15 protein-coding genes and 1 pseudogene are annotated in these 19,645 nt (G+C 69.3%); 11 read left to right on the top strand and 5 right to left on the bottom strand.

The window, feature by feature from the left end; translation table 11 throughout:
* The first annotated feature begins 313 nt into the window (after positions 1–313).
* The 7 genes and pseudogenes from ABFB10_RS11175 to ABFB10_RS11150 all read left to right on the top strand — a co-directional run bounded on the left by ABFB10_RS11175 (position 314) and on the right by ABFB10_RS11150 (position 6,589).
* Complete coding sequence (locus ABFB10_RS11175) at positions 314–1,330, top strand: cytochrome c oxidase subunit II (protein WP_347166586.1); 1,017 nt, start codon at positions 314–316, stop codon at positions 1,328–1,330.
* Positions 1,327–3,889: pseudogene (ctaD, locus tag ABFB10_RS11170) on the top strand (cytochrome c oxidase subunit I). Before ABFB10_RS11175 ends, ctaD begins: the two are co-directional and overlap by 4 nt.
* A complete protein-coding gene (locus ABFB10_RS11165; protein ID WP_347166585.1) occupies positions 3,886–4,362 on the top strand; it encodes a hypothetical protein in 477 nt (158 codons plus the stop codon). The pseudogene ctaD and the gene ABFB10_RS11165 overlap by 4 nt, the downstream one beginning before the upstream one ends.
* Positions 4,359–4,934 (top strand): cytochrome c oxidase assembly protein, encoded by a 576-nt coding sequence (locus ABFB10_RS11160; protein ID WP_347166584.1) that lies wholly within the window; start codon positions 4,359–4,361, stop codon positions 4,932–4,934. Before ABFB10_RS11165 ends, ABFB10_RS11160 begins: the two co-directional genes overlap by 4 nt.
* Positions 4,931–5,890 (top strand): c-type cytochrome, encoded by a 960-nt coding sequence (locus tag ABFB10_RS11155; protein WP_347166583.1) that lies wholly within the window; start codon positions 4,931–4,933, stop codon positions 5,888–5,890. The genes ABFB10_RS11160 and ABFB10_RS11155 overlap by 4 nt, the downstream gene beginning before the upstream one ends.
* A 4-nt stretch (positions 5,891–5,894) precedes the next feature.
* Entirely contained in the window at positions 5,895–5,990 is a 96-nt protein-coding gene (locus ABFB10_RS24115) for a c-type cytochrome (RefSeq protein WP_430523010.1), read from the top strand.
* On the top strand, positions 5,987–6,589 hold the full coding sequence (locus ABFB10_RS11150) for an exopolysaccharide biosynthesis protein (RefSeq protein WP_347166582.1): 603 nt from the start codon (positions 5,987–5,989) through the stop codon (positions 6,587–6,589). Before ABFB10_RS24115 ends, ABFB10_RS11150 begins: the two co-directional genes overlap by 4 nt.
* 18 nt (positions 6,590–6,607) lie before the next feature.
* Here the strand turns inward: ABFB10_RS11150 and ABFB10_RS11145 are convergent, their stop codons facing one another.
* Positions 6,608–7,273 carry an SH3 domain-containing protein gene (locus ABFB10_RS11145; protein ID WP_347166581.1) on the bottom strand — a complete coding sequence of 222 codons (666 nt, stop codon included), beginning with the start codon at positions 7,271–7,273 and terminating at the stop codon, positions 6,608–6,610.
* A 187-nt stretch (positions 7,274–7,460) separates the two neighbouring features.
* Here ABFB10_RS11145 and ABFB10_RS11140 point away from each other — a divergent pair, with 187 nt between their 5' ends.
* On the top strand, positions 7,461–10,019 hold the full coding sequence (locus tag ABFB10_RS11140; protein ID WP_347166580.1) for a DNA topoisomerase IV subunit A: 2,559 nt from the start codon (positions 7,461–7,463) through the stop codon (positions 10,017–10,019).
* Positions 10,020–10,378: 359 nt separating this feature from the next.
* Positions 10,379–11,221 carry a DMT family transporter gene (locus ABFB10_RS11135; protein ID WP_347166579.1) on the top strand — a complete coding sequence of 281 codons (843 nt, stop codon included), beginning with the start codon at positions 10,379–10,381 and terminating at the stop codon, positions 11,219–11,221.
* 356 nt (positions 11,222–11,577) lie between these two features.
* Here the strand turns inward: ABFB10_RS11135 and ABFB10_RS11130 are convergent, their stop codons facing one another.
* Complete coding sequence (locus ABFB10_RS11130; protein ID WP_347166578.1) at positions 11,578–12,504, bottom strand: electron transfer flavoprotein subunit alpha/FixB family protein; 927 nt, start codon at positions 12,502–12,504, stop codon at positions 11,578–11,580.
* On the bottom strand, positions 12,504–13,262 hold the full coding sequence (locus ABFB10_RS11125; protein ID WP_347166576.1) for an electron transfer flavoprotein subunit beta/FixA family protein: 759 nt from the start codon (positions 13,260–13,262) through the stop codon (positions 12,504–12,506). Before ABFB10_RS11125 ends, ABFB10_RS11130 begins: the two co-directional genes overlap by 1 nt.
* Positions 13,263–13,593: 331 nt before the next feature.
* Here ABFB10_RS11125 and ABFB10_RS11120 point away from each other — a divergent pair, with 331 nt between their 5' ends.
* A complete protein-coding gene (locus tag ABFB10_RS11120) occupies positions 13,594–14,751 on the top strand; it encodes a YjgN family protein (protein ID WP_347166575.1) in 1,158 nt (385 codons plus the stop codon).
* 77 nt (positions 14,752–14,828) lie between these two features.
* On the top strand, positions 14,829–15,956 hold the full coding sequence (locus ABFB10_RS11115; RefSeq protein ID WP_347166574.1) for a M48 family metallopeptidase: 1,128 nt from the start codon (positions 14,829–14,831) through the stop codon (positions 15,954–15,956).
* Between the two features lie 108 nt (positions 15,957–16,064).
* Here ABFB10_RS11115 and ABFB10_RS24110 read toward each other — a convergent pair whose 3' ends face one another.
* Positions 16,065–18,035, bottom strand: a complete 1,971-nt coding sequence (locus tag ABFB10_RS24110; protein ID WP_430523009.1) for a hypothetical protein — start codon at positions 18,033–18,035, stop codon at positions 16,065–16,067.
* A complete protein-coding gene (locus ABFB10_RS24105) occupies positions 17,950–19,521 on the bottom strand; it encodes an AAA family ATPase (protein ID WP_430523008.1) in 1,572 nt (523 codons plus the stop codon). The genes ABFB10_RS24110 and ABFB10_RS24105 overlap by 86 nt, the downstream gene beginning before the upstream one ends.
* Positions 19,522–19,645 lie beyond the last annotated feature (124 nt).

The raw sequence follows: 19,645 nt of genomic DNA, 5'->3' as shown, positions 1-19,645 counted from the left end.
CGCGCCGGGCACCATGCCGGGCGCCCGTATCGCCCGACACATCGGCAGGCCGTCCGGGCAATCGGACGCGCCCTGCGGGATGCGCCACGGACGGCGGCAGGGCCCTTATCCGCCACTGCCCCGGCGGCAAAGCCGCTGCCGACCGACGGCCCGCCCTGCCGGACCGCCCCCGCCCCGGGCGGACACCGGGGATGTCACGCCCCCCGTGGGTGACCATGGGGCAGGCACCGGATCGCCCGAAGGCCTTGTTGCACCAGCCAGTTTTTCTTCTCCACCGGCGGGAACCATCCGGCCCGCGGCGCATTTCGCCAGCATGATCCCGGCGGTTCCTTCACGTTGTCGCGCATGCCAAGGGGGAGGCCGGATCGGCCTTCTTGCGGCTGTCCTGCTGCTGTCCGCCTGCGAAGGCCGCCAGTCGGCGCTGTCCCCCGCCGGAGAGGACGCCGCCGTCCTGTCGCTGCTGTTCTGGGTCATGCTGACCGGCGCGGTGGTGATCTTCTGCATCATGCTGGGGCTGTTCTTCTACCTGACCCGCGTCAACGTGGGCGCCCTGCCCGCGCGCTACACCCGCCTGATCCTTGTCGGCGGCGGCATCGTCTGGCCGACGCTGACCATCGGCGCGCTGCTGGTCTGGGGCCTGTCGATCCTGCCCGACCAGCGCCAGCCCGGCGACGGGCTGCGCATCCGCGTCACCGGCGAGCAATGGTGGTGGCGGGTCGAATACTTCCGCGAAGGCTCCGACACGCCGGTGATCTCCGCCAACGAGATCCGCTTCCCGGCGGGCCAGCGGACGGAACTGGAACTGACGGCGGGCAAGGTCATCCACTCGCTCTGGATCCCGGCCTTGGGCGGCAAGCTGGACATGTTCCCGGGCCGCGAGACCCGGATGAGCCTGAAGCCGCTGGAACCGGGCGTCTACCGCGGCCAATGCGCCGAGTTCTGCGGCATGAGCCATGCCTGGATGGCCTTCGAGGCGGTGGTCCTGCCGGAGGCCGAGTTCGAGGCTTGGCTGGCGGCTGAGGAGGCCGACGCCAAGACGCCCGCCACAACCGAGGCGGAACAGGGGGCCGAGGTCTTCGACCGCGAGGGCTGTGGCGCCTGTCATGTCATCCGGGGCACCGACCACGTCGGCCTCGTCGGCCCCGACCTGACCCACGTCGGCAGCCGCCACACGCTGGGCGCCGGGCGGCTGGGCAATACGCTGGACGATATGGAGCGCTGGCTGGCGCACACCGGAGAGCTGAAGCCCGGTGTCGAGATGCCGACCTACGACCAACTTCCCGACGCCGACCGCCGCGCGCTGGCGCTCTACCTGAAAGGACTGGAATGAGCCCCCACGACCAGCCCGCGCCCGAAGGCCCCTACCCGCCCACCGAAGAGATGCTGGCGCAGCCCGTCGACCCGGACTTCGACTGCGCCAGCAAGGAACGCCTGCGCCGCGCGTGGAAGACGCCCACCGGCATCCGCTACCTGACGGCGGTGAACAACACCGAGGTCGGCGTCTGGTACTCGCTGACCGCGCTGGTCTTCATGCTGATGGCGGGGGTGATGGGGCTGATCATCCGCCTGCAACTGGCGGTGCCGGAAAACGATCTGGTCAGCGCCGACCGCTTCAACCAGCTCTTCACCATGCACGGCTCGGCGATGATGTTCCTCTTCGCCGTCCCGATGTTCGAGGCGCTCTCGATCCTGATCCTGCCCGCCCTGCTGGGCGCGCGGGACATGCCCTTCCCGCGCCTGTCCGCCTTCGGCTACTGGTGCTTCCTGATCGGCGGCATCTTCGTCATCTCGTCGATCTTCTTCGACGTCGCGCCCAATTCCGGCTGGTTCATGTATCCGCCCCTCGGCCACCAAGGCCGAGGGGCCGGGCAGCGACATCTGGCTTCTGGGGCTGTCGTTCATCGAGGTCGCCAGCATCGCGGCGGCGGTGGAACTGATCGTCGGCGCGCTGAAGTGCCGCCCGCCGGGGATGCGCGTCAACCTGATGCCGCTTTACGCGTGGTATGTGGTGGTCGTGGGCGGCATGATCCTGTTCGCCTTCCCGCCGCTGATCGCCGGTGACTTCCTGTTCGAGCTGGAACGGTCCATGGACTGGCCCTTCTTCGACCACGAGCGCGGCGGCGACCCGATGCTCTGGCAGCACCTGTTCTGGATCTTCGGCCACCCCGAGGTCTACATCATCTTCCTGCCCTCCATCGCCATCGCCGCCATGGTCATCCCGACCGTCGCGCGGCACGCGATGGTGGGTTACTCGTGGGTGGTGCTGTCCGCCGTGGGCACCGGCTTCATCAGCTTTGGCCTCTGGGTGCACCACATGTTCACCACCGGGCTGCCGTCGATCTCTCTGGGCTTCTTCTCGGCGGCGTCAGAGGCGGTGGTGATCCCCACCGGCATCCAGATCTTCGCCTTCCTCGCCACGCTGCTGGTGGGCAAGGTGAAACGCAGCCTGCCCATGCTGTGGATCGCGGGGGCGCTGACGGTCTTCATCATCGGCGGGCTGACCGGCGTCATGCTGGCCATCGCGCCCTTCGACTTTCAGGTCCATGACACCTATTTCATCGTCGCCCACCTGCATTACACGCTGTTCGGCGGGCTGATCTTCCCGGTGATTGCGGGCGTCTACTACTTCTTTCCCTTCTTCCGGAAGAAGATGCTGTCCGAGCGTCTGGGCCGCTGGGCCTTCTGGCTGATCTTCTCGGGCTTCAACCTGTGCTTCCTGCCGATGCACCTGACCGGCCTTCTGGGGATGCCGCGCCGCGTCTACACCTACCCCACCGGGCTGGGCTGGGACGCGCTCAACATGATCTCGACCGTGGGCGCTTTCGTCATCGCCGCAGGCTTCGCGGTCTTCGTCTGGGACATGATCCGGCCCAAGAAGAACCAGCCGCAGATAGAGCGCAACCCCTGGGGCGCCGGCACGCTGGAATGGGCGCATGACATCCCCGAAGAGGCATGGGGCGTGCGGTCGATCCCGCACATCACCTCTCGCTATCCGCTGTGGGACCAGCCCGGGATGCTGGAGCGCATGGACGCGGGCCGCTACTACCTGCCCGACGCCAGCGAGGAAACGCGCGAGACGATCATCACAAGCGTGATCGACGCCCGGCCCATGCAGATCCAGAAGGTGACGGGGCCGACCTGGATCACCCATATCGCCGCCGCCTTCACCGGCGCCTGCTTCATCCTGCCGACCTTCTCGATCTACTGGCCCGCCGTGATCTGCGGCGCCTTCGCCGGGATGGCGATCATCTACTGGCTGTGGCGCGACACCGCGCGCCCGCCCACCGTCCCGGCCAAGGACGCGGGGCTGGGGCTGACGCTGCCGACCTATGCCTCGGGTCCCGACAGCGTGGGCTGGTGGGCCATGTGGATCACCATGCTGGGGGACGCCACGGCCTTTGCCTCGATCATCTTCGGCTTCTTCTTCTACTGGACCGCGCAGCCGGACTTCCCGCCCGAAGGCGCCACGCATGCGACCGGCTGGCTGGTAGCGGTGGCGGCCCCGGGCTACGCCGGATCCTGGGCGCTGACCCGGCTGGCGCGCGGCTGGAACGCGCAGGGCTCGGTCAGCTCGGCGCGGATCGCGCTGGCGGCGGCGCCGGTGCTGACGGCCACGGCCATGGCGGCGATGGTCTGGTCCGTTCTGCCGCTGGAGCCCTCGACCCACGTCTACCCCGCCACGGTCTGCGCCATCGTGGTCTGGATCACCGTCCATGGCGCCCTGGGCATCGTGATGCAGCTTTACTGCCTGGCGGGCAGTCTGGCGGGCAAGATGACGCCCCGCTACGACGCCGACATCCACAACGTCACGCTGTTCTGGCACTTCCTCGTGATCTCGGCGCTGGTGGCCTGCGCGGTGATCGGCCTCGCCCCGAGGGCGCTGGCATGACCGATCCCCGCCAGGACACCCGCCCGGACGGAGGCGAACGGGACGCGGGCCCGCAGAAGGGCGACGCGGACAACGACAAGACCCCGCGCCCCGACGCCGACCGCAAGGAATTCGCGGAAGAGCGCGAAAGCCTGATCCGCATCACCTTCGCGCCCACCGTCTGGGCGGTGCATTTCGTCGCCTGCTACGCCGTGGTTTCCGTGGCCTGCGCCAAGGGTGTTCTCGCCTTCGGCCCGTCGCGCGCGGTGCTGCTGGCGCTGTCGGCTGCGGCGCTGGCGGCCATCGTCTGGCTGGGCTGGCGCAGTTTCCGGCAATGGGGGCCGGAAAACCTTGCCGAGACGCCGAAAGAGGTCGGCGTGCCGGAACCGCGGCACGAATTCCTCGGCCACGCGGCCTTCCTCTTGTCGATCATCTCGTTCATCGGGGTGGTCTTCGTGACCCTGCCGCTGCTGCTGATCGGGGGCTGCCAATGAAGGCGCTGTCGCTGAGCGCGGGTCTTGCCCTGCTGGCGGTTCTCTGGCTGGCCCCGCTGGAGGCGCTCTGGCCCGCTTTCCCGGTCCACATGCTGCGGCACATGGGGCTGGTCGCCGTGGCCGCGCCGCTGATCGTCATGGGCCTGCCGGACCGCTGGGCCGACGCGCTGGCCATGGCGCCGCTGCTGGCGGCGGTGCTCGAATTCATCGTCGTCTGGGCCTGGCACCTGCCCATGGCGCATGCGCTGGGGCGGCTGTCGCTGCCCGCCTTCATGGCCGAACAGGCGAGCTTTCTGGCGGTCGGCCTGTTTGTCTGGGCCGGGTGCCTGCGCGCCGCGCAGCCGCTGGCGGGCGCGGGCGGGATGCTCTTGACCTCGATGCACATGACACTGCTTGGCGCGCTGCTGATCCTCGCCCCGCGCGATCTGTACGCCGCGCTCTGCGGCACCGCGCCGGATGTCACCGCGCAGCAACTGGGCGGGATGCTGATGCTGGGGATCGGCACGCCGATCTACCTTGCGGCGGGCCTCTGGCTGAGCGCGAAGGCCCTGAACCGGGAGGCGCCCGCATGATCCACACCCGCACCGCCCTTCTGACCGCTGCCGCCCTTGCCGTTGCCAGCGCCATCGGAGGCGCCGCGACCGTGGGCCTTGGCCTTTACAATATCTCGGCGCAGGCCGGGCACTGGCCCGGCGTCGGTCCGCTGCTGCACACCGCTTTCCGGCAGGCGATCAAGCTGCGCGCCCCCTCGATGGACGAGGCACCCGACCTTTCGGACCCCGACCTGATCGCGCTGGGGGCCGGGCATTACGCCACCGCCTGCACCGCCTGCCATGCCGCGCCGGGACAGCCGCGCCCCGCCACCGCGCTGGCCATGTCGCCGCAGCCGCCCCATATCGAAGAGGCGGTCGCGGACTGGAAACCCAATCACATGCAATGGATCGTCGAGAACGGCGCGAAGATGACCGGGATGCCCGGCTGGCCCGCGCTGGGTCGCGGCGACGAGGCCTGGAGCCTGGCGGCCTACCTGACGGCGATCCAAGAGGGCACCGCGCCGGAGCTGCCGCAGCCCGGCCTGCCGCTTGGCCGCGAAACGGATGATCCGGAACAGGTTAAGGCCTATTGCCAGACCTGCCACGGCCCGGTGGGCGGCATGGTTCCCCGCCTCGACATCCAGACGCCAGAGTACCTGCTGGCGCAATTGCAGGCCTATCGCGGCACCGGGCGCCCCAGCGGCGTGATGGAGCAGGCGGTCAGCCTGTACCCGGCCAGCATGGACCCCGCGCTTGCCGCCTTCCTCGCGGAAGAGCCGACCGACCGCGACGCCGCCGGGGGCAGCGCCGAGGGTCAGGCGCTGGCCACGCAGGGCACCCGCGACGTGCCCGCCTGCGTGGCCTGCCACGGCCCGCACCGCAGCCGCGAACCGCGCGCGGGCCAGCCACCCTTCCCCGCGCTGGCCGGTCAGAACCAGGCCTTCATCGCCGCGCAGCTGGTGCTGTGGCGGGACCAGGTGGTCCAGTGGCTCTGACCTGATGACCGCAGCCGCGCGCGACCTGACAGATGCACAGATAGAGGCGCTGGCCGCGTGGTTCGCGGCCCTGCCGGACGACGACGGAACGCAAGAATGACCCTGGACGACACCACCCGCTACGACGACAGCCCCCAGACCATGACGGAGGTCATCGAGGAACTGCACGACGCCGCGCAGGAGGGCGAAACCTCTCTGGGCCACCTGCTGAGCGAGGTCGAGCACGCCTCTTTCACGCCGGTCCTGCTGACCCCGGCGCTGGCCGTGGTCACGCCGCTGTCGGGGATTCCGCTGTTTTCCAGCCTCTGCGGCCTCTGCATCGCGCTGGTCTCGGCGCAGATGCTCTTCGGGCGCGAGTCGCTGTGGCTGCCGCAATGGTTGCAGCGCCGCAAGATCCCCTCGGACAAGCTGAAATCGGCGGTCAAGACCCTGCGCAAACCGGCGCGCTGGCTGGATCGCCAGTCGCGCGAACGGCTGCGGGTTCTCGTCCGCCCTCCCTTCGACCGCATCACGCACCTGCTGTGCCTGCTCTGCGGTCTGGCCATGCCGGTGCTGGAGCTGGTGCCCTTCTCGTCCTCGATCCTTGGCGCGGCGGTCTCGCTGATGGCGATGACGCTGCTCTTGCGCGACGGGCTGTTCGCGCTGATCGGCTACGCCTTCATCCTCGGCGTGATCGGTCTGGCGATCTACCTGATCTGACCGCCGGTTCGGGGCGACTCAGTTCGAGGCGACAAGGAGGCTGGCGGCCATCCAGCCCTCGTTATTGCCGTCGACGGCGCGCAGGCGCACCCAGCCATCGCCGGTTTCATCGAGGACCTCGACGAATTCGCCCTGAAGCAGCTGGGTCACGACAGCGTAGCTGGTGGCCGGGCCTTCGCGCAGGTTGACCCGCGACCCGACAACCACGCGCAGGTCCGCCCTCTGCGGTTCGGCAATCGCGGGCTCCGTAACGGAGGGCTCTGCAAAGGCGGTCTCTGCCACCACAGGCTCTGCAACGGCAGGCCGGGCGGTGCCCGCAACCGGCATGACCTCGGCCACCGGCGCATCGTCGAAGTTGCCCTCGGGCTCGTCCGGCAGGGCCGCGTCCAGAAGGGCCGCGAATTTCTGCGGGTCGGCGGGCACCACGGGCTCTGCGGCGATGACCGCCTTGGCGGGTTCGGGCAGGGGCTGCCGGACCGGGGCCGCTGCCTCGCGCACCGGCGCGACGGAGCTGAGGTCCGATGCGGATCTGTCCGCCCGCGTGACCTCGGGCCCGGGGGTGGCCCCGAGCGCTGTGTCGGGAACGGCGGCCATCAGCGTGACGCCAGTGTCCCCGGCCTCGAACTCGGACCCGCCCGAAAGCTCGTACCAGGCCCAGCCAAGCACCCCGAATGTGATGAGCATCACCCGAAACATGATCGATCCCCCGTCTACGGGTCAGACCATCCCAAGGCCCGCCCAATGCCACCCGCAGCAGTTGTGACATTCCATGATTCATACATGATTCCCCATTCCCCCTTAAGAGAAAAAGCGGGAAACAATCCCGTGGCCGTGCTTGCTGCGGCTGCATCGCAACTGTATCACGACCGACATGAGCGACGACGACATCGATCCCGAAACCAATCCCCGCGACCTTGCAGAACCCCTGCGCAGGGCGATCGGAGAGCGCTATCTGACCTATGCGCTGTCCACGATCATGCACCGGGCGCTGCCCGATGCACGGGACGGGCTGAAGCCGGTGCATCGCCGCATCCTTTATGCAATGCGCCGCCTGCGGCTTAGTTCCACCGGCGGCTTCCTGAAATCCGCAAAGATCAGCGGCGACACCATGGGGGACTTCCACCCGCATGGCGACGCGGCGATCTATGACGCCATGGCGCGCCTCGCGCAGGACTTCACGATCCGCTACCCGCTGGTCGACGGTCAGGGCAACTTCGGCAATATCGACGGCGACAACCCGGCGGCCTCGCGCTACACCGAAGCGCGCATGACGGTGATGTCCGAGGCGCTGCTGGACGGGCTGGACGAGAACGCCGTCGACTTCCGCCCCAACTACGACGGCCGCCTGACCGAACCCTCGGTCCTGCCGGCCTCCTACCCGAACCTCCTGGCCAACGGCTCCAGCGGCATCGCGGTGGGCATGGCGACCAATATCCCGCCGCACAACATCGGCGAGCTGATCAACGCCTGCCTGCATCTGATCAAATCGCCGAACGCGGTGGACGACACGCTGCTGCAATACGTGCCCGGCCCCGATTTCCCCACCGGCGGCGTGATCGTCGAACCGGCGGAAAACATCGCGCAGGCCTATTCCACCGGGCGCGGGTCGATCCGGCTGCGCGCGCGCTGGCATTCCGAGGATCTGGGCCGCGGCACATGGCAGGCCGTCGTCACCGAGATCCCCTACCAGGTGCAGAAGTCCAAGCTGATCGAGCGCATCGCCGAGCTGATCCAGAGCCGCAAGATCCCGGTGCTGGCCGATGTGCGCGACGAAAGCGCCGAAGACGTCCGCATCGTTCTGGAACCCAAGTCCAAGAACGTCGACCCCGACGTGCTGATGAACCTGCTGTTCCGCAACTCGGACCTGGAAGTGCGGTTCTCGCTGAACATGAACGTGCTGATCGACGGCGTGACGCCCGGGGTCTGCTCGCTCAAGGAGGTGCTGCGCGCCTTCCTCGACTTCCGCCGCGACGTGCTGACCCGGCGCGCCCGGCACCGGATGGCGAAGATCGACAACCGGCTGGAGGTGCTCGAAGGCTTCATCGTGGCCTTCCTGAACCTCGACCGGGTGATCGACATCATCCGCTACGACGAAGACCCCAAGGCCGCCCTGATGTACGAGGACTGGTCGAAGCCGCACCAGGACACCATCCCCCGCGCCATGGACGAAGGCGACTACCGCTCGCCGCTGGCCGGTGTCGACCTGGCGGGCCTGTCGCTGGTCGCCGACCCCGAGGCGGTGGCGCGCGGCGTGCTGGCCGAGGAAGAGGACGAGCGCAAGATCCCCAGCCGCTACGCGGGCCGCGAGGACGGCCTGTCCGACGTGCAGGCCGAGGCGATCCTGAACATGCGCCTGCGCTCTCTGCGGCGCCTCGAAGAGCTGGAACTGGTGCGCGAGCGCGACGCCCTGATGGCGGAGCGCGCGGGCCTCGAGGATCTGCTCGACAGCGAAGACCTGCAATGGCAGCGCATCGCCGAGGAGCTGCGCGAGACCCGCAAGCGCTTTGGCAAGGACTTCGCCCGCGGCGCCCGCCTGACCACCTTCGCCGAGGCGACAGAGGCCGAGGAAGTCCCGCTCGAGGCGATGATCGAGCGCGAGCCGATCACCGTGGTCTGTTCGCAGATGGGCTGGATCCGCGCCATGACCGGCCATATCGCGCTGGACCGCGAGCTGAAGTTCAAGGACGGCGACGGCCCGCGCTTCATCTTCCACGCCGAAACCACCGACCGCCTGCTGGTCTTCGGCTCCAACGGGCGCTTCTACACGATCTCTGCGGCGAACCTGCCCGGCGGGCGCGGCATGGGTGAGCCGCTGCGCCTGATGGTGGACCTGCCCAACGAGGTCGAGATCGTCGACCTGTTCATCCACCGCCCCGGCGGCAAGCTGCTGGTGGCCTCGACGGCGGGCGACGGCTTTGTCGTGCCCGAGGACGAGGTGATCGCCCAGACCCGCGCGGGCAAGCAGGTGCTGAATGTCCGCGCCCCGGCCCGCGCGCTGGTTTGCCGCGCCGTCGCGGGCGACCACGTCGCCGTGGTGGGCGAGAACCGCAAGGTGCTGGTCTTCGCGCTGGACGAACTGCCCGAAATGGGCCGCGGCAAGGGGGTACGCCTGCAGAAGTACAAGGACGGCGGGATGTCCGACGCCCGCACCTTCACCCTCTCCGAGGGCCTGTCGTGGAGCGATCCGGTACGACCGCACCCGGACCGAGAGCAACCTAGAGGAATGGACCGGAAAGCGCGCCGGGTCGGGGCGCATGGCACCGCGCGGCTTCCCCCGGGACAACAAGTTCAACTGATCCCCCGGGCGCGTCTTCGGGCGGCACGCCCCGCGCCCGGCAGGGGCCATCCGCCCTTCTTCTGTCCGAAAATATCCCGGGGGGCTGCGCAGGCAGCGGGGGCAGAGCCCCCTCCTCCCCCGCCTGCGGGGTGAAGCGGTTTGCCTTTCGCCGGGGCCTGCGCGCCATCAGGCGGGCCGGCTTTCCGGCGCCGCGCGGGCCCGACCTTCCCGCCCTGCCCCGGGACGCGCCCGGGATCGCGGGCCAGCCCCCGCGCCGCCAGGCCCGACGACCTCCTGACCCCACCCCTTCCGGACGGGCCAACCCCTGCCGTACGCGCCCCCCCTTCCGCACGAAAAAGGCCAGCCGGGTGCCTCCGCACCACGCCCCGTCGCCGCCACGCGCGGGGCACCGGCGGCGGCGCCCCTTGCGGTCAGGGCCGGACCCGGTCACCCTGATCGCAGACAGCCTGCCACCCGAAGCCCGCCAATCCCGAAAGCCCCAGCCTGCCGCCATGCGCCTGCCCCTGCTGATCGCCCTGACCATGACCGCCTTCGCGGCGAATTCGGTGCTGAACCGCGCCGCCGTCGGCCCCGGCCTGATCGACGCCACCGCCTTCGGAACGGTGCGCCTGTGGTCCGGGGCGCTCTGCCTCGCGGCGCTGTGCCTGATGCTGCGGGGCACGGTCCGGCTGGGCGGGCCGGGGCGCGTGGCGGGCGTGCTGGGGCTGCTGCTCTATATCTACGGCTTCTCGGCGGCCTATGTGGCGCTGGACGCGGGGCTGGGGGCACTGATCCTCTTCGGCACGGTGCAGGTCACCATGTTCGCGGGCAGCCTCGCGGGCGGAGAGCGCCCGCCCGCGCTGCGCTGGATCGGCGCGGCACTGGCCTTTGCCGGGCTGGTCTGGCTGCTCTGGCCGAAGGGGGCCGGGTCGGTCAGCCTGCTGCACGGGGCGGCGATGCTGGTCGCGGGCCTTGGCTGGGGCCTCTATTCGCTGGCCGGGCGCAAGGCGACCGATCCGCTGGCGGCGACGGCGGCCAACTTCCTGATCGCCGCGCCCCTGGGCCTCTTGCTGGCGCAGGGCCTGCCGGTGGCCCCGGACGCGGTGCCCTCGACCGCGGCGGGGCTGGCGCTGGCGGTGGCCTCAGGCGCGCTGACCTCGGGGCTGGGCTATGCGCTGTGGTACCACCTCCTGCCGCAGGTCACGGGCACGGCGGCGGCGGTGGCGCAGCTGACGGTGCCGGTGATCGCCATGGCGGGCGGCATGCTGGCGCTGTCCGAGCCGCTGACGGGGCAGTTCGTCGTGGCCTCGGTGGTGGTGCTGGGCGGCGTGGCGCTGTCGCTGCTGAAGCGATAGCCCCGGACGCGAAGCCGCGCAGCGTCGGGCCGTGGTTCGGCGATCCGCAATCTCGGGAAGGCACTTTATCCCAGCCAAGTCCGTGTGCCGCCAGTCAGGTCGCGCTGTCGGCACCCATATCGCCGGGCCAGGGGGCGGCCCGGCGATGCGCGGCGGCCTACGGCCTTGACTCCGCGCCGGGCGGCGCACAGCTGATCAATCCAGCAATTGCGCGAGGGCCTGCCGCCGTGACTCAGCGCTGGTTCATGGTGAGAGTGGCCCGACCCTGGTCTGACAGCACCTGAAAAAGCGCCCCGCAAAGAAAAGCGCCCCCGCGATTTCCCGCGAGGGCGCCCAAAACTTTCAGCCGCGAAGCCTTACAGCTTCTCGGTCAGTTCCGGCACGACCTGGAAGAGGTCGCCCACGAGGCCGTAGTCGGCGACCTGGAAGATCGGCGCCTCTTCGTCCTTGTTGATCGCCACGATCACCTTGGAATCCTTCATCCCCGCAAGGTGCTGGATGGCGCCAGAGATGCCCACGGCGATGTAGAGCTCGGGCGCCACGACCTTACCGGTCTGGCCGACCTGCCAGTCGTTCGGCGCAAAGCCCGAATCGACCGCCGCGCGCGAGGCCCCCACCGCCGCGCCCAGCTTGTCCGCCAGCGCCTCGATGATCTTGAAGTCCTCTTCGGAGCCGACGCCACGGCCACCCGACACGACGATGCCCGCCGAGGTCAGTTCCGGACGGTCGCTTTCGGCAACCTTGTCCTCGACCCATTCGGACAGGCCCGGGTTCTCGCCCGCGCCGATGGTCTCGACCGAAGCCGAGCCGCCCGTCGCGGCGGCGTCGAAGGTCGATGTCCGGAAGGTGATGACCTTGGTCGCGTCCTTCGATTTCACCGTCTGCATCGCGTTGCCCGCGTAGATCGGGCGCACGAAGGTGTCGGCGTCCACGACCTCTGTCACGTCGGTCAGCACCATCACGTCCAGCAGGGCGGCAACGCGCGGCAGGATGTTCTTGGCGTCCGTCGTGGCGGGCGCGACGATGTGGCTGTAGTCGCCGGCCAGCGAGGCGATCAGCGCGGCGACCGGCTCTGCCAGACGGTGACCGTAGAGGTCGTCCTCGGCCAGCAGGACCTCGGACACGCCCGCGATGGTCGCGGCCTCGTCGGCGGCGGCCTTGGCGCTTGCGCCCACGGCCAGCACCGTCACGTCACCCAGCGCCTTCGCGGCGGACACCGCCTTGGCGGTGGCATCCATCGACAGGGCGCCGTCGGTAATCTCGGCAATCAGCAGAACAGCCATCACACGACTCCCTTTTCTTTCAGCTTCGACACCAGCTCGTCGACCGAACCGACCATCTCGCCCGCCGAGCGCGCCGCCGGTTCCGAGGTGCCGACGATCTCGAGACGCGGCGAGACGTCGACGCCGTAGTCGGCGGCGGTCTTCTCATCCAGCGGCTTCTTCTTCGCCTTCATGATGTTGGGCAGCGAGGCATAGCGCGGCTCGTTCAGGCGCAGGTCGGTCGAGATGATGGTCGGCATCTTGACCTTCACGGTCTGAAGGCCGCCGTCGACCTCACGCGTGACCACGGCACTGTCGCCGTCCACGTCGACCTTGTTGGCGTACATCGCCTGCGACCAGCCCAGCAGGGCCGACAGCATCTGCCCGGTGGCGCCAAGGTCGTTGTCGATCGCCTGCTTGCCGCAGAGCACGAGGCCCGGCTCTTCTTCCTTGACGATGGCGGCAAGGATCTTGGCCACGGCCAGCGGTTCGATATCGGTGTGGACGTCATCGGCGGCAACCACGAGGATCGCACGGTCGGCCCCCATGGCCAGCGCCGTGCGCAGGGTTTCCTGCGCCTGCTTGACGCCGATGGAAACCGCGATGACTTCCTCGACCTTGCCGGCTTCCTTCAGGCGGATCGCCTCTTCGACGGCAATCTCGTCGAAGGGGTTCATCGACATCTTCACGTTGGCCAGATCGACGCCGCTCCCATCCGCCTTCACGCGGACCTTCACGTTGTAGTCGATCACGCGCTTGACAGGCACCAGTACCTTCATCAGCGGTTCTCTCCTCATGATGCGGGACGGGCCCGCGGTTTCCTCGCGAAACGGTGTAGCGTGCAGCCGCAGCGACAAACAGGGTAAAATCGTCACGTTAGCACCAACCAACGTCGCGTTTCCGCCGCCGGTCGCCCGAATCCCCCCCATAGCCCCCTGCCCGGGCGACCCTGCCCCGCAAAATTGCAGCATGCAAAACAGGCACATCCGCGCGCCCTGCGTCCCGCGGCAGGGATTCCCGACTTTACGCCCCGGCCCCCCGTCTTCATTTTGCCCGAAAAACCGCATGTACACGTAAGGGGTAGTCGCGATGCACGAGGAAACCGAAACAATGGCGCTTCGCTATACCGGCGAGAAGGGGCCGCTGTTCGGGCTGACGCTGAAGACCGGCCTGCTGACCGTCGTCACGCTGGGCCTCTACCGCTTCTGGGCCAAGACCCGCATCCGCAAGTACATCTGGTCATCGGTCAATGCCGGGGGCGATACCTTCGAATACACCGGCACCGGTCTGGAAAAGCTGCTTGGCTTCCTCGTCGCCATCGTCTTCCTCGCCGTCTACCTCGGCATCGTGCAGATGGTGCTGTTCTATTTCGGCCTGAACATCATGATCGATCCCGAGACGGCAGAGCCCGCCCAGGTGATCGGGCAGATCTCCGCCATCTATATCTCGTTCTTCGCGGTGCTGCCCTTCCTGCTGTACGCGGTCTACCGCGCGCGCCGCTACAAGATGGCCCGCACGCGCTTTCGCGGCATCCGGCTGGGGATGGAGAAGGGCGCATGGGGCTATGTCGCCCGCGCGCTGCTCTACGGTGTCCTCAGCGTGATCTCGCTGGGCCTGCTGACGCCGCTGATGACCTTCCGGCTGGAAAAATACATGGCCGACCGCAGCTTCTACGGCTCGGCCCGGGTGCACCAGAACGGGCGCTGGACCGCGCTTTACCCGGCGATGAAGCACCTGCTGATCGGCATCGCGATCCTGCTGGTATCGGCGGGCCTGATGGTATGGGGCGCCGTCCCCTCGCCCGGATCCTACGAGCCGCGCTCTGTCATCGTGATCATCGGCGGCGGCGTCGGCACCTTCATCGGCTACCTCTGGCTGATCATCGGTTCGGTCTACTACGGCGTGCGCAGCTTCGGCTACCTGATGAGCCACAAGACCCTCGGGCGACGAGATCGCCTTCGTCTCGGAACCGCGCGCCGGGGCCGTGGTCAAGATCTTCATCCTCGGCGTCCTGCTGCTCTCCGTGCTGGCCTCGGTCGCCTTCGGGGTGGTCGGCGCGCTGGGGGCGGCCTTCATCCCGCTGCTGATGGACGCGGGGCCGACGACGATGATCGTGCTGGCCCTGCTGGGGGCCCTTGGCTACGTGGTCGCGCTGGTGGTGACGCAGGCGCTCTCGATGATCCTGATCACCCAGCCGATCCTCGCCCATTACATCGACACGATCCGGGTGCGGAACCCCGAGGCGCTGAACCGCATCGCCCAGCGTGAGGCAGAGACCGGCGTCGACGCCGAGGGCTTTGCCGATGCGCTGGATATCGGCGGCGCGATCTGAGCGGGGGACAGGCATGCAAGGCACCACGGCCCATTTCTACGACGGTCTGACGGCGGGGCGGCACGCGGTGCGTGTCGCCCTCTCGGACGACCGTCAGGCGCTGCTGATCGAGGGCGAGACCCTGCCGGACCCGCTGCGCTGGCGGCTGATGGACCTGCGCGCGCTGGCCGACACGCAGGACAAGGCGCGGCTGACCCTGACCCGCATGGCCCCGACCGACGACGAGGCCCCGCGCGACCCGGCGCGGCTGGTGATCCTCGACCCGGCGCTGATCGACTGGATGCACCGCACCCGGCCCGGCCTCTTCCGCCGCGACGTCCGCCCGGGCACGGCCCGCAAGGTGCTGACCTATACGGCGGGCGCCGTCACCGCCGCGCTGCTGCTGCTCTTCGTGATCCTGCCCGCCATGGCAAATACGCTGGCGGGTGTGATCCCGGTGGAACGCGAGGTCGCCTTCGGCAAGACCGTCGTCGGCCAGATGGAACGCTTCCTCGGCGGGCGCGGCACAAGCGGGTTCCGCTGCAACAATCCGGCCGGGCGGGCGGCGCTGGATCGGATGCTGGCGCGGCTGACCGCCAGCCAGGACATGCAATACGAGGTCAACCTCTCGGTCTTCGACCACGAGATGGTCAATGCCTTCGCCGCCCCCGGCGGGCAGGTCGTCATCCTGCGCGGGCTGCTCGACAGGGCCGACAGCCCCGACGAGGTGGCGGGTGTGCTGGCGCATGAAATCGGCCATGTCGAATCCCGCGACGCCACCCGCCACGCCCTGCGCGCCGCGGGCTCGGCGGGCCTCCTGACCATGTTCCTCGGCGATTTCACCGGCGGCGCCGCCGTCGCGGTGATCGGCGAACACCTGCTCTCGACCAGCTACACCCGCGAGGCCGAGACCGCCGCCGATGCCTTCGCCCTGCAGATGCTGGCCAGCGCGGATACCAGCGCCGAGGGCCTTGCCGACTTCTTCGGCATCATCGACGAGATGCAGCAGGAAATGGGCCTCTCGGTCCCGGAATACCTCTCGTCCCACCCGATGACCCGGGGCAGGGCCGAGGCCGCCCGCGCCTTCGCCGGAACACAGAACGACACCAGGCCCATCCTCAACAAGGCCGAGTGGCAGGCGCTGAAGGCGATCTGCGACTGACCCCGCCCGCCTTCCCTGTCAAAAAAACCTTAAGGCGCGGTCTCCCCGATCGCGCCCCCTGCTTCTTCTTGGTAAAAATACCCGGCTTCGGCCCGTCAGGGCCGCCCGTCACGCCACCAGTCTCTCGGCCCGCTTGAGATCGACCGAGACCAGCTGCGACACACCCTGTTCCTGCATGGTCACGCCGAACAGCCGGTCCATCCGCGCCATGGTCACCGCGTGGTGGGTGATGATCAGGAAGCGCGTCTCGGTCCGGCGGCACATCTCGTCCAGCATGTCGCAGAAGCGCGTGACGTTGGCGTCGTCCAGCGGCGCGTCGACCTCGTCCAGCACGCAGATCGGCGAGGGGTTGGCCATGAAGACCGCGAAGATCAGCGCCAGACAGGTCAGCGTCTGCTCGCCGCCCGACATCAGCGAAAGCGTCGACAGCTTCTTGCCCGGCGGCTGGCACATGATCTCCAGCCCGGCCTCCAGCGGATCGTCGGATTCGACCATGACAAGGTTCGCCTCGCCGCCGCCGAAGAGGTGGGTGAACAGCATGGTGAAGTTCGAATTCACCTGCTCGAAGGCGGTCAGCAGGCGCTCGCGGCCCTCGCGGTTCAGCGAGGCGATGCCATTGCGCAGGGTGCGGATCGCTTCTTCCAGGTCGGCCTTCTCGGCGACCAGCGCGTCATGCTCTTCCTGCACCGCGCGGGCGTCCTCCTCGGCGCGCAGGTTGACCGCGCCCAGGGCGTCGCGCTGGCGCTTCAGGCGGCTGACCTCCTGCTCCATCGCATCGGCGGGCGGCGTCTGGTCCGGGTCCACGTCCAGCTTTTCCAGAAGCTGCGCGGGCGTGACCTCCATCTCCTCGAATATGCGCTCGGCGGCGGCGGCGACGGTCTCGCGCGCGGCCTCGGCCCGGGCCTCGGCGCGGGCGCGCCCCTCGCGGGCCTCACCGGCCAGCCGCTCTGCGTCGCGCTCGGACGCGATGGTGGCCCGCAGCGCCGTTTCGGCAGAGGCCAGCGCATCGGCGGCGACGCCCCGGCGCTCTTCGGCCTCGGCGATCGAGTCCGACATCTCGGCCCGCTTCGCCGCCAGTTCCCCGGGCACCTCCGAGGCCGCCGCCAGCTCGTCCTCCGCGCCCGCCTTGCGCTCTGCCAGTTCCTGCGCGCGCTTCTCGGCGGTCTCCAGACGGTGGCGCCAGCCCGAAAGCTCTTTCGTCACCTGCTGCGACCGGCCCTTGCGGGCCTCGCCCTCGCGCCGCAACTCGTCGGCGGCAGAGCGGCGGGCCATCATCGTCATGCGCGCCGCCTCGACCGTCAGCTTGACGTCCTCGGCGCGGGCGCGGGCCTCGTCCAGGTCCTCCAGCCCCGCCTGCGCGCGCTCGGCCTCCAGCAATTGCCCGCGCGCGGCGCTGGCCTCGTCCTCATAGCGTTTCACCGCCAGCGTGGCGTTCTCCGGGCGGCTCTCGGCCAGATCCCGGTCGTTCTCGGCGCGGTTCAGCGCGCGGGTGGCCTCCGTCAGGGCCTGATCGGCGCTGCGCCGGGCGTCGCGGGCATCCCTGTCGGCGCGCGTCAGCTCGGCCAGCCGCGCCACCAAGGCCTCGTGGGCCGAGCGGGCGCCCTCCAGCCGGTTCTCGGCCTCGGTCATTTCCTGCCGCAGCGCCTCCAGCCGGTTCAGCTGTTCCAGCCGCAGCGCGGCGGCAGAGGGCTGATCCTCGGCCCATGCACGGAAGCCGTCCCAGCGCCAGAGATCGCCCTCCAACGAGACCAGCCGCTGCCCGGGTTGCAGAAGCGGTTGCAGGCGCGGCCCGGCCTCGGCATCGACAAGACCGATCTGCGACATGCGCCGCTGCAGCACATCGGGAACCGAGACATGCTGCGTCAGCGCGGTCACGCCCTGCGGCAGCGGCTGCGAGGCATCGTAGGCGGGCAGCACCAGCCAGCCGGTCGGGCCGTCGCCGGCCACCTCGGGCGCGCGCAGATCGTCGGCCAGCGCCGCCCCCAGCGCCTTTTCAAAGCCCTGTTCCACCTGCAACCGGTCGAGGATCTGCCCGCCCTCGGCGGTGTCGCGATCCAGCAGCCGCGCCAGCGCCGTCACCTCGGCGGAGAGCGCGTTCAGCTCGCCCTCGGCGCTGGATCTCCTCGCCCCGCGCCTCGGCCTCGCACCCCTGCGTCTCGGCGCGGGCGCTCTCGGCCTCGGACAGGGCAACCTCGGCCTGCTCGGCCATCTCGGCGGCATGCTCCTGCGCAAAATGCGCGCGCTCTGCGGCCTCGGTGCCGGTCTCCAGCGTCTCGCGGGCCTGGGTGACGGCGGCGCGGGCCTTGGCGGCCTCGGCTTCCGTCCGGTCCAGCGTCTTGCGGCAATCCGCAAGGAAGCGCTGCGCCGACTGGTGGCGGGCGGCAAGGCGGGCCACGTCCTCGGTCTGCGCCGAAAGCTCCGCCTCGCGTTCGTGCAGCACCGTCGCCGCGTCCGACGCCATCTCCTGCGCCTCGGCCAGCCGGTCGTCGTGGCCGTCAGCGGCCTTGGCCAGCTCCTTCGCCTCCCACTCGAGGCGCTCGATGGTCTCGCCCGCGTCGCGGTTCAGCCCGGCCTCGCGCTCCATGTCGCGGGCCAGCTGCTCGATGCGCTTGGTCAGCGTGGCAATGCGGTCCTGCGCCTGCCTTTCCTGATCGCCAAGCGCGTCGCGCTGCACGGTCAGGCGCTGCAGGATCGCGGCGGCGATGGCCTCTTCCTCGCGCAGCGGCGGCAGGGCCTCTTCCTGCGTGGCGCGCAGGGTCTCGGCCTCGCGGGCGGCGGTCTCGGCCCGGGCGGCGGCGGTGATGGTCTCGCGCAGGGCGGCCTCGGCGGCCGAGCGCGTCTCGTCGGCCTCGCGCCAGCGGCGGTACAGCAACAGACCCTCGGCCTGCCGCAACTCCTCGCCGATGGCGCGGTAGCGCGCCGCCTGCTTGGCCTGCCGCGCCAGTTGCGCCAGCTGCGCGGCCAGCTGCTCGACCACGTCGTCGACGCGCAAGAGGTTCTGCTCGGCGCTGTTCAGCTTCAGCTCCGCTTCGTGGCGGCGCTGGTAAAGACCGCCGATCCCGGCGGCATCCTCCAGCACCTTGCGGCGGTTCTTGGGCTTGGCGTTGATCAGTTCCGAGATCTGCCCCTGCCGCACCAGCGCCGGAGAGGTCGCCCCCGTCGCCGCATCGGCAAAGAGCATCTGCACGTCGCGCGCCCGCACGTCCTTGGCGTTGACCTTGTAGGCAGAGCCCACGTCGCGGGTGATGCGGCGCACGATTTCCAGCTGGTCGGTCTCGTTGAACCCGGCGGGGGCAAGACGGTCGGCATTGTCGATGGTCAGGCAGACCTCGGCGAAATTGCGGGCGGGCCGGGTCGCGGCCCCGGCAAAGATCACGTCCTCCATCCCGCCGCCGCGCATGGCCTTGGCGCGGGTCTCGCCCATGACCCAGCGCAGCGCCTCCAGCAGGTTGGACTTGCCGCAGCCGTTCGGCCCGACCACGCCGGTCAGCCCGCGCGCGATGATCAGGTCCGTCGGATCGACGAAGCTCTTGAAGCCCGTAAGCCGGAGTTTTGTGAACTGCACCTGCCTGCTCCGATTCCCTCGGTTCGGATCAGGGTGCGGATCTCGGGCCGAAGCTGTCAACGGCGGCGGGGGCGTATCTGGACGTCGATCACGGCTTTTCCACAAGATATCGCGGTCACATCCA

This window comes from Ponticoccus litoralis (assembly GCF_039769985.1).
Taxonomy (GTDB): domain Bacteria; phylum Pseudomonadota; class Alphaproteobacteria; order Rhodobacterales; family Rhodobacteraceae; genus Ponticoccus; species Ponticoccus litoralis.
The sequence above is the reverse complement of the archived record's forward strand: the minus strand, read 5'-3'. Positions and strand labels throughout refer to the sequence as shown.

Bases quoted from the DNA above. Each gene is read 5' to 3' on its own strand.
- ABFB10_RS11140 (WP_347166580.1), top strand. From the start codon at position 7,461: ATGAGCGACGACGACATCGATCCCGAAACCAATCCCCGCGACCTTGCA.
- ABFB10_RS11115 (WP_347166574.1), top strand. From the start codon at position 14,829: ATGCAAGGCACCACGGCCCATTTCTACGACGGTCTGACGGCGGGGCGG.
- ABFB10_RS11120 (WP_347166575.1), top strand. From the start codon at position 13,594: ATGGCGCTTCGCTATACCGGCGAGAAGGGGCCGCTGTTCGGGCTGACG.
- ABFB10_RS11175 (WP_347166586.1), top strand. From the start codon at position 314: ATGATCCCGGCGGTTCCTTCACGTTGTCGCGCATGCCAAGGGGGAGGC.
- ABFB10_RS11130 (WP_347166578.1), bottom strand. From the start codon at position 12,504: ATGGCTGTTCTGCTGATTGCCGAGATTACCGACGGCGCCCTGTCGATG.
- ABFB10_RS11125 (WP_347166576.1), bottom strand. From the start codon at position 13,262: ATGAAGGTACTGGTGCCTGTCAAGCGCGTGATCGACTACAACGTGAAG.
- ABFB10_RS11165 (WP_347166585.1), top strand. From the start codon at position 3,886: ATGACCGATCCCCGCCAGGACACCCGCCCGGACGGAGGCGAACGGGAC.
- ABFB10_RS11160 (WP_347166584.1), top strand. From the start codon at position 4,359: ATGAAGGCGCTGTCGCTGAGCGCGGGTCTTGCCCTGCTGGCGGTTCTC.
- ABFB10_RS24115 (WP_430523010.1), top strand. From the start codon at position 5,895: ATGACCGCAGCCGCGCGCGACCTGACAGATGCACAGATAGAGGCGCTG.
- ABFB10_RS11155 (WP_347166583.1), top strand. From the start codon at position 4,931: ATGATCCACACCCGCACCGCCCTTCTGACCGCTGCCGCCCTTGCCGTT.
- ABFB10_RS11145 (WP_347166581.1), bottom strand. From the start codon at position 7,273: ATGCTCATCACATTCGGGGTGCTTGGCTGGGCCTGGTACGAGCTTTCG.
- ABFB10_RS11135 (WP_347166579.1), top strand. From the start codon at position 10,379: ATGCGCCTGCCCCTGCTGATCGCCCTGACCATGACCGCCTTCGCGGCG.
- ABFB10_RS11150 (WP_347166582.1), top strand. From the start codon at position 5,987: ATGACCCTGGACGACACCACCCGCTACGACGACAGCCCCCAGACCATG.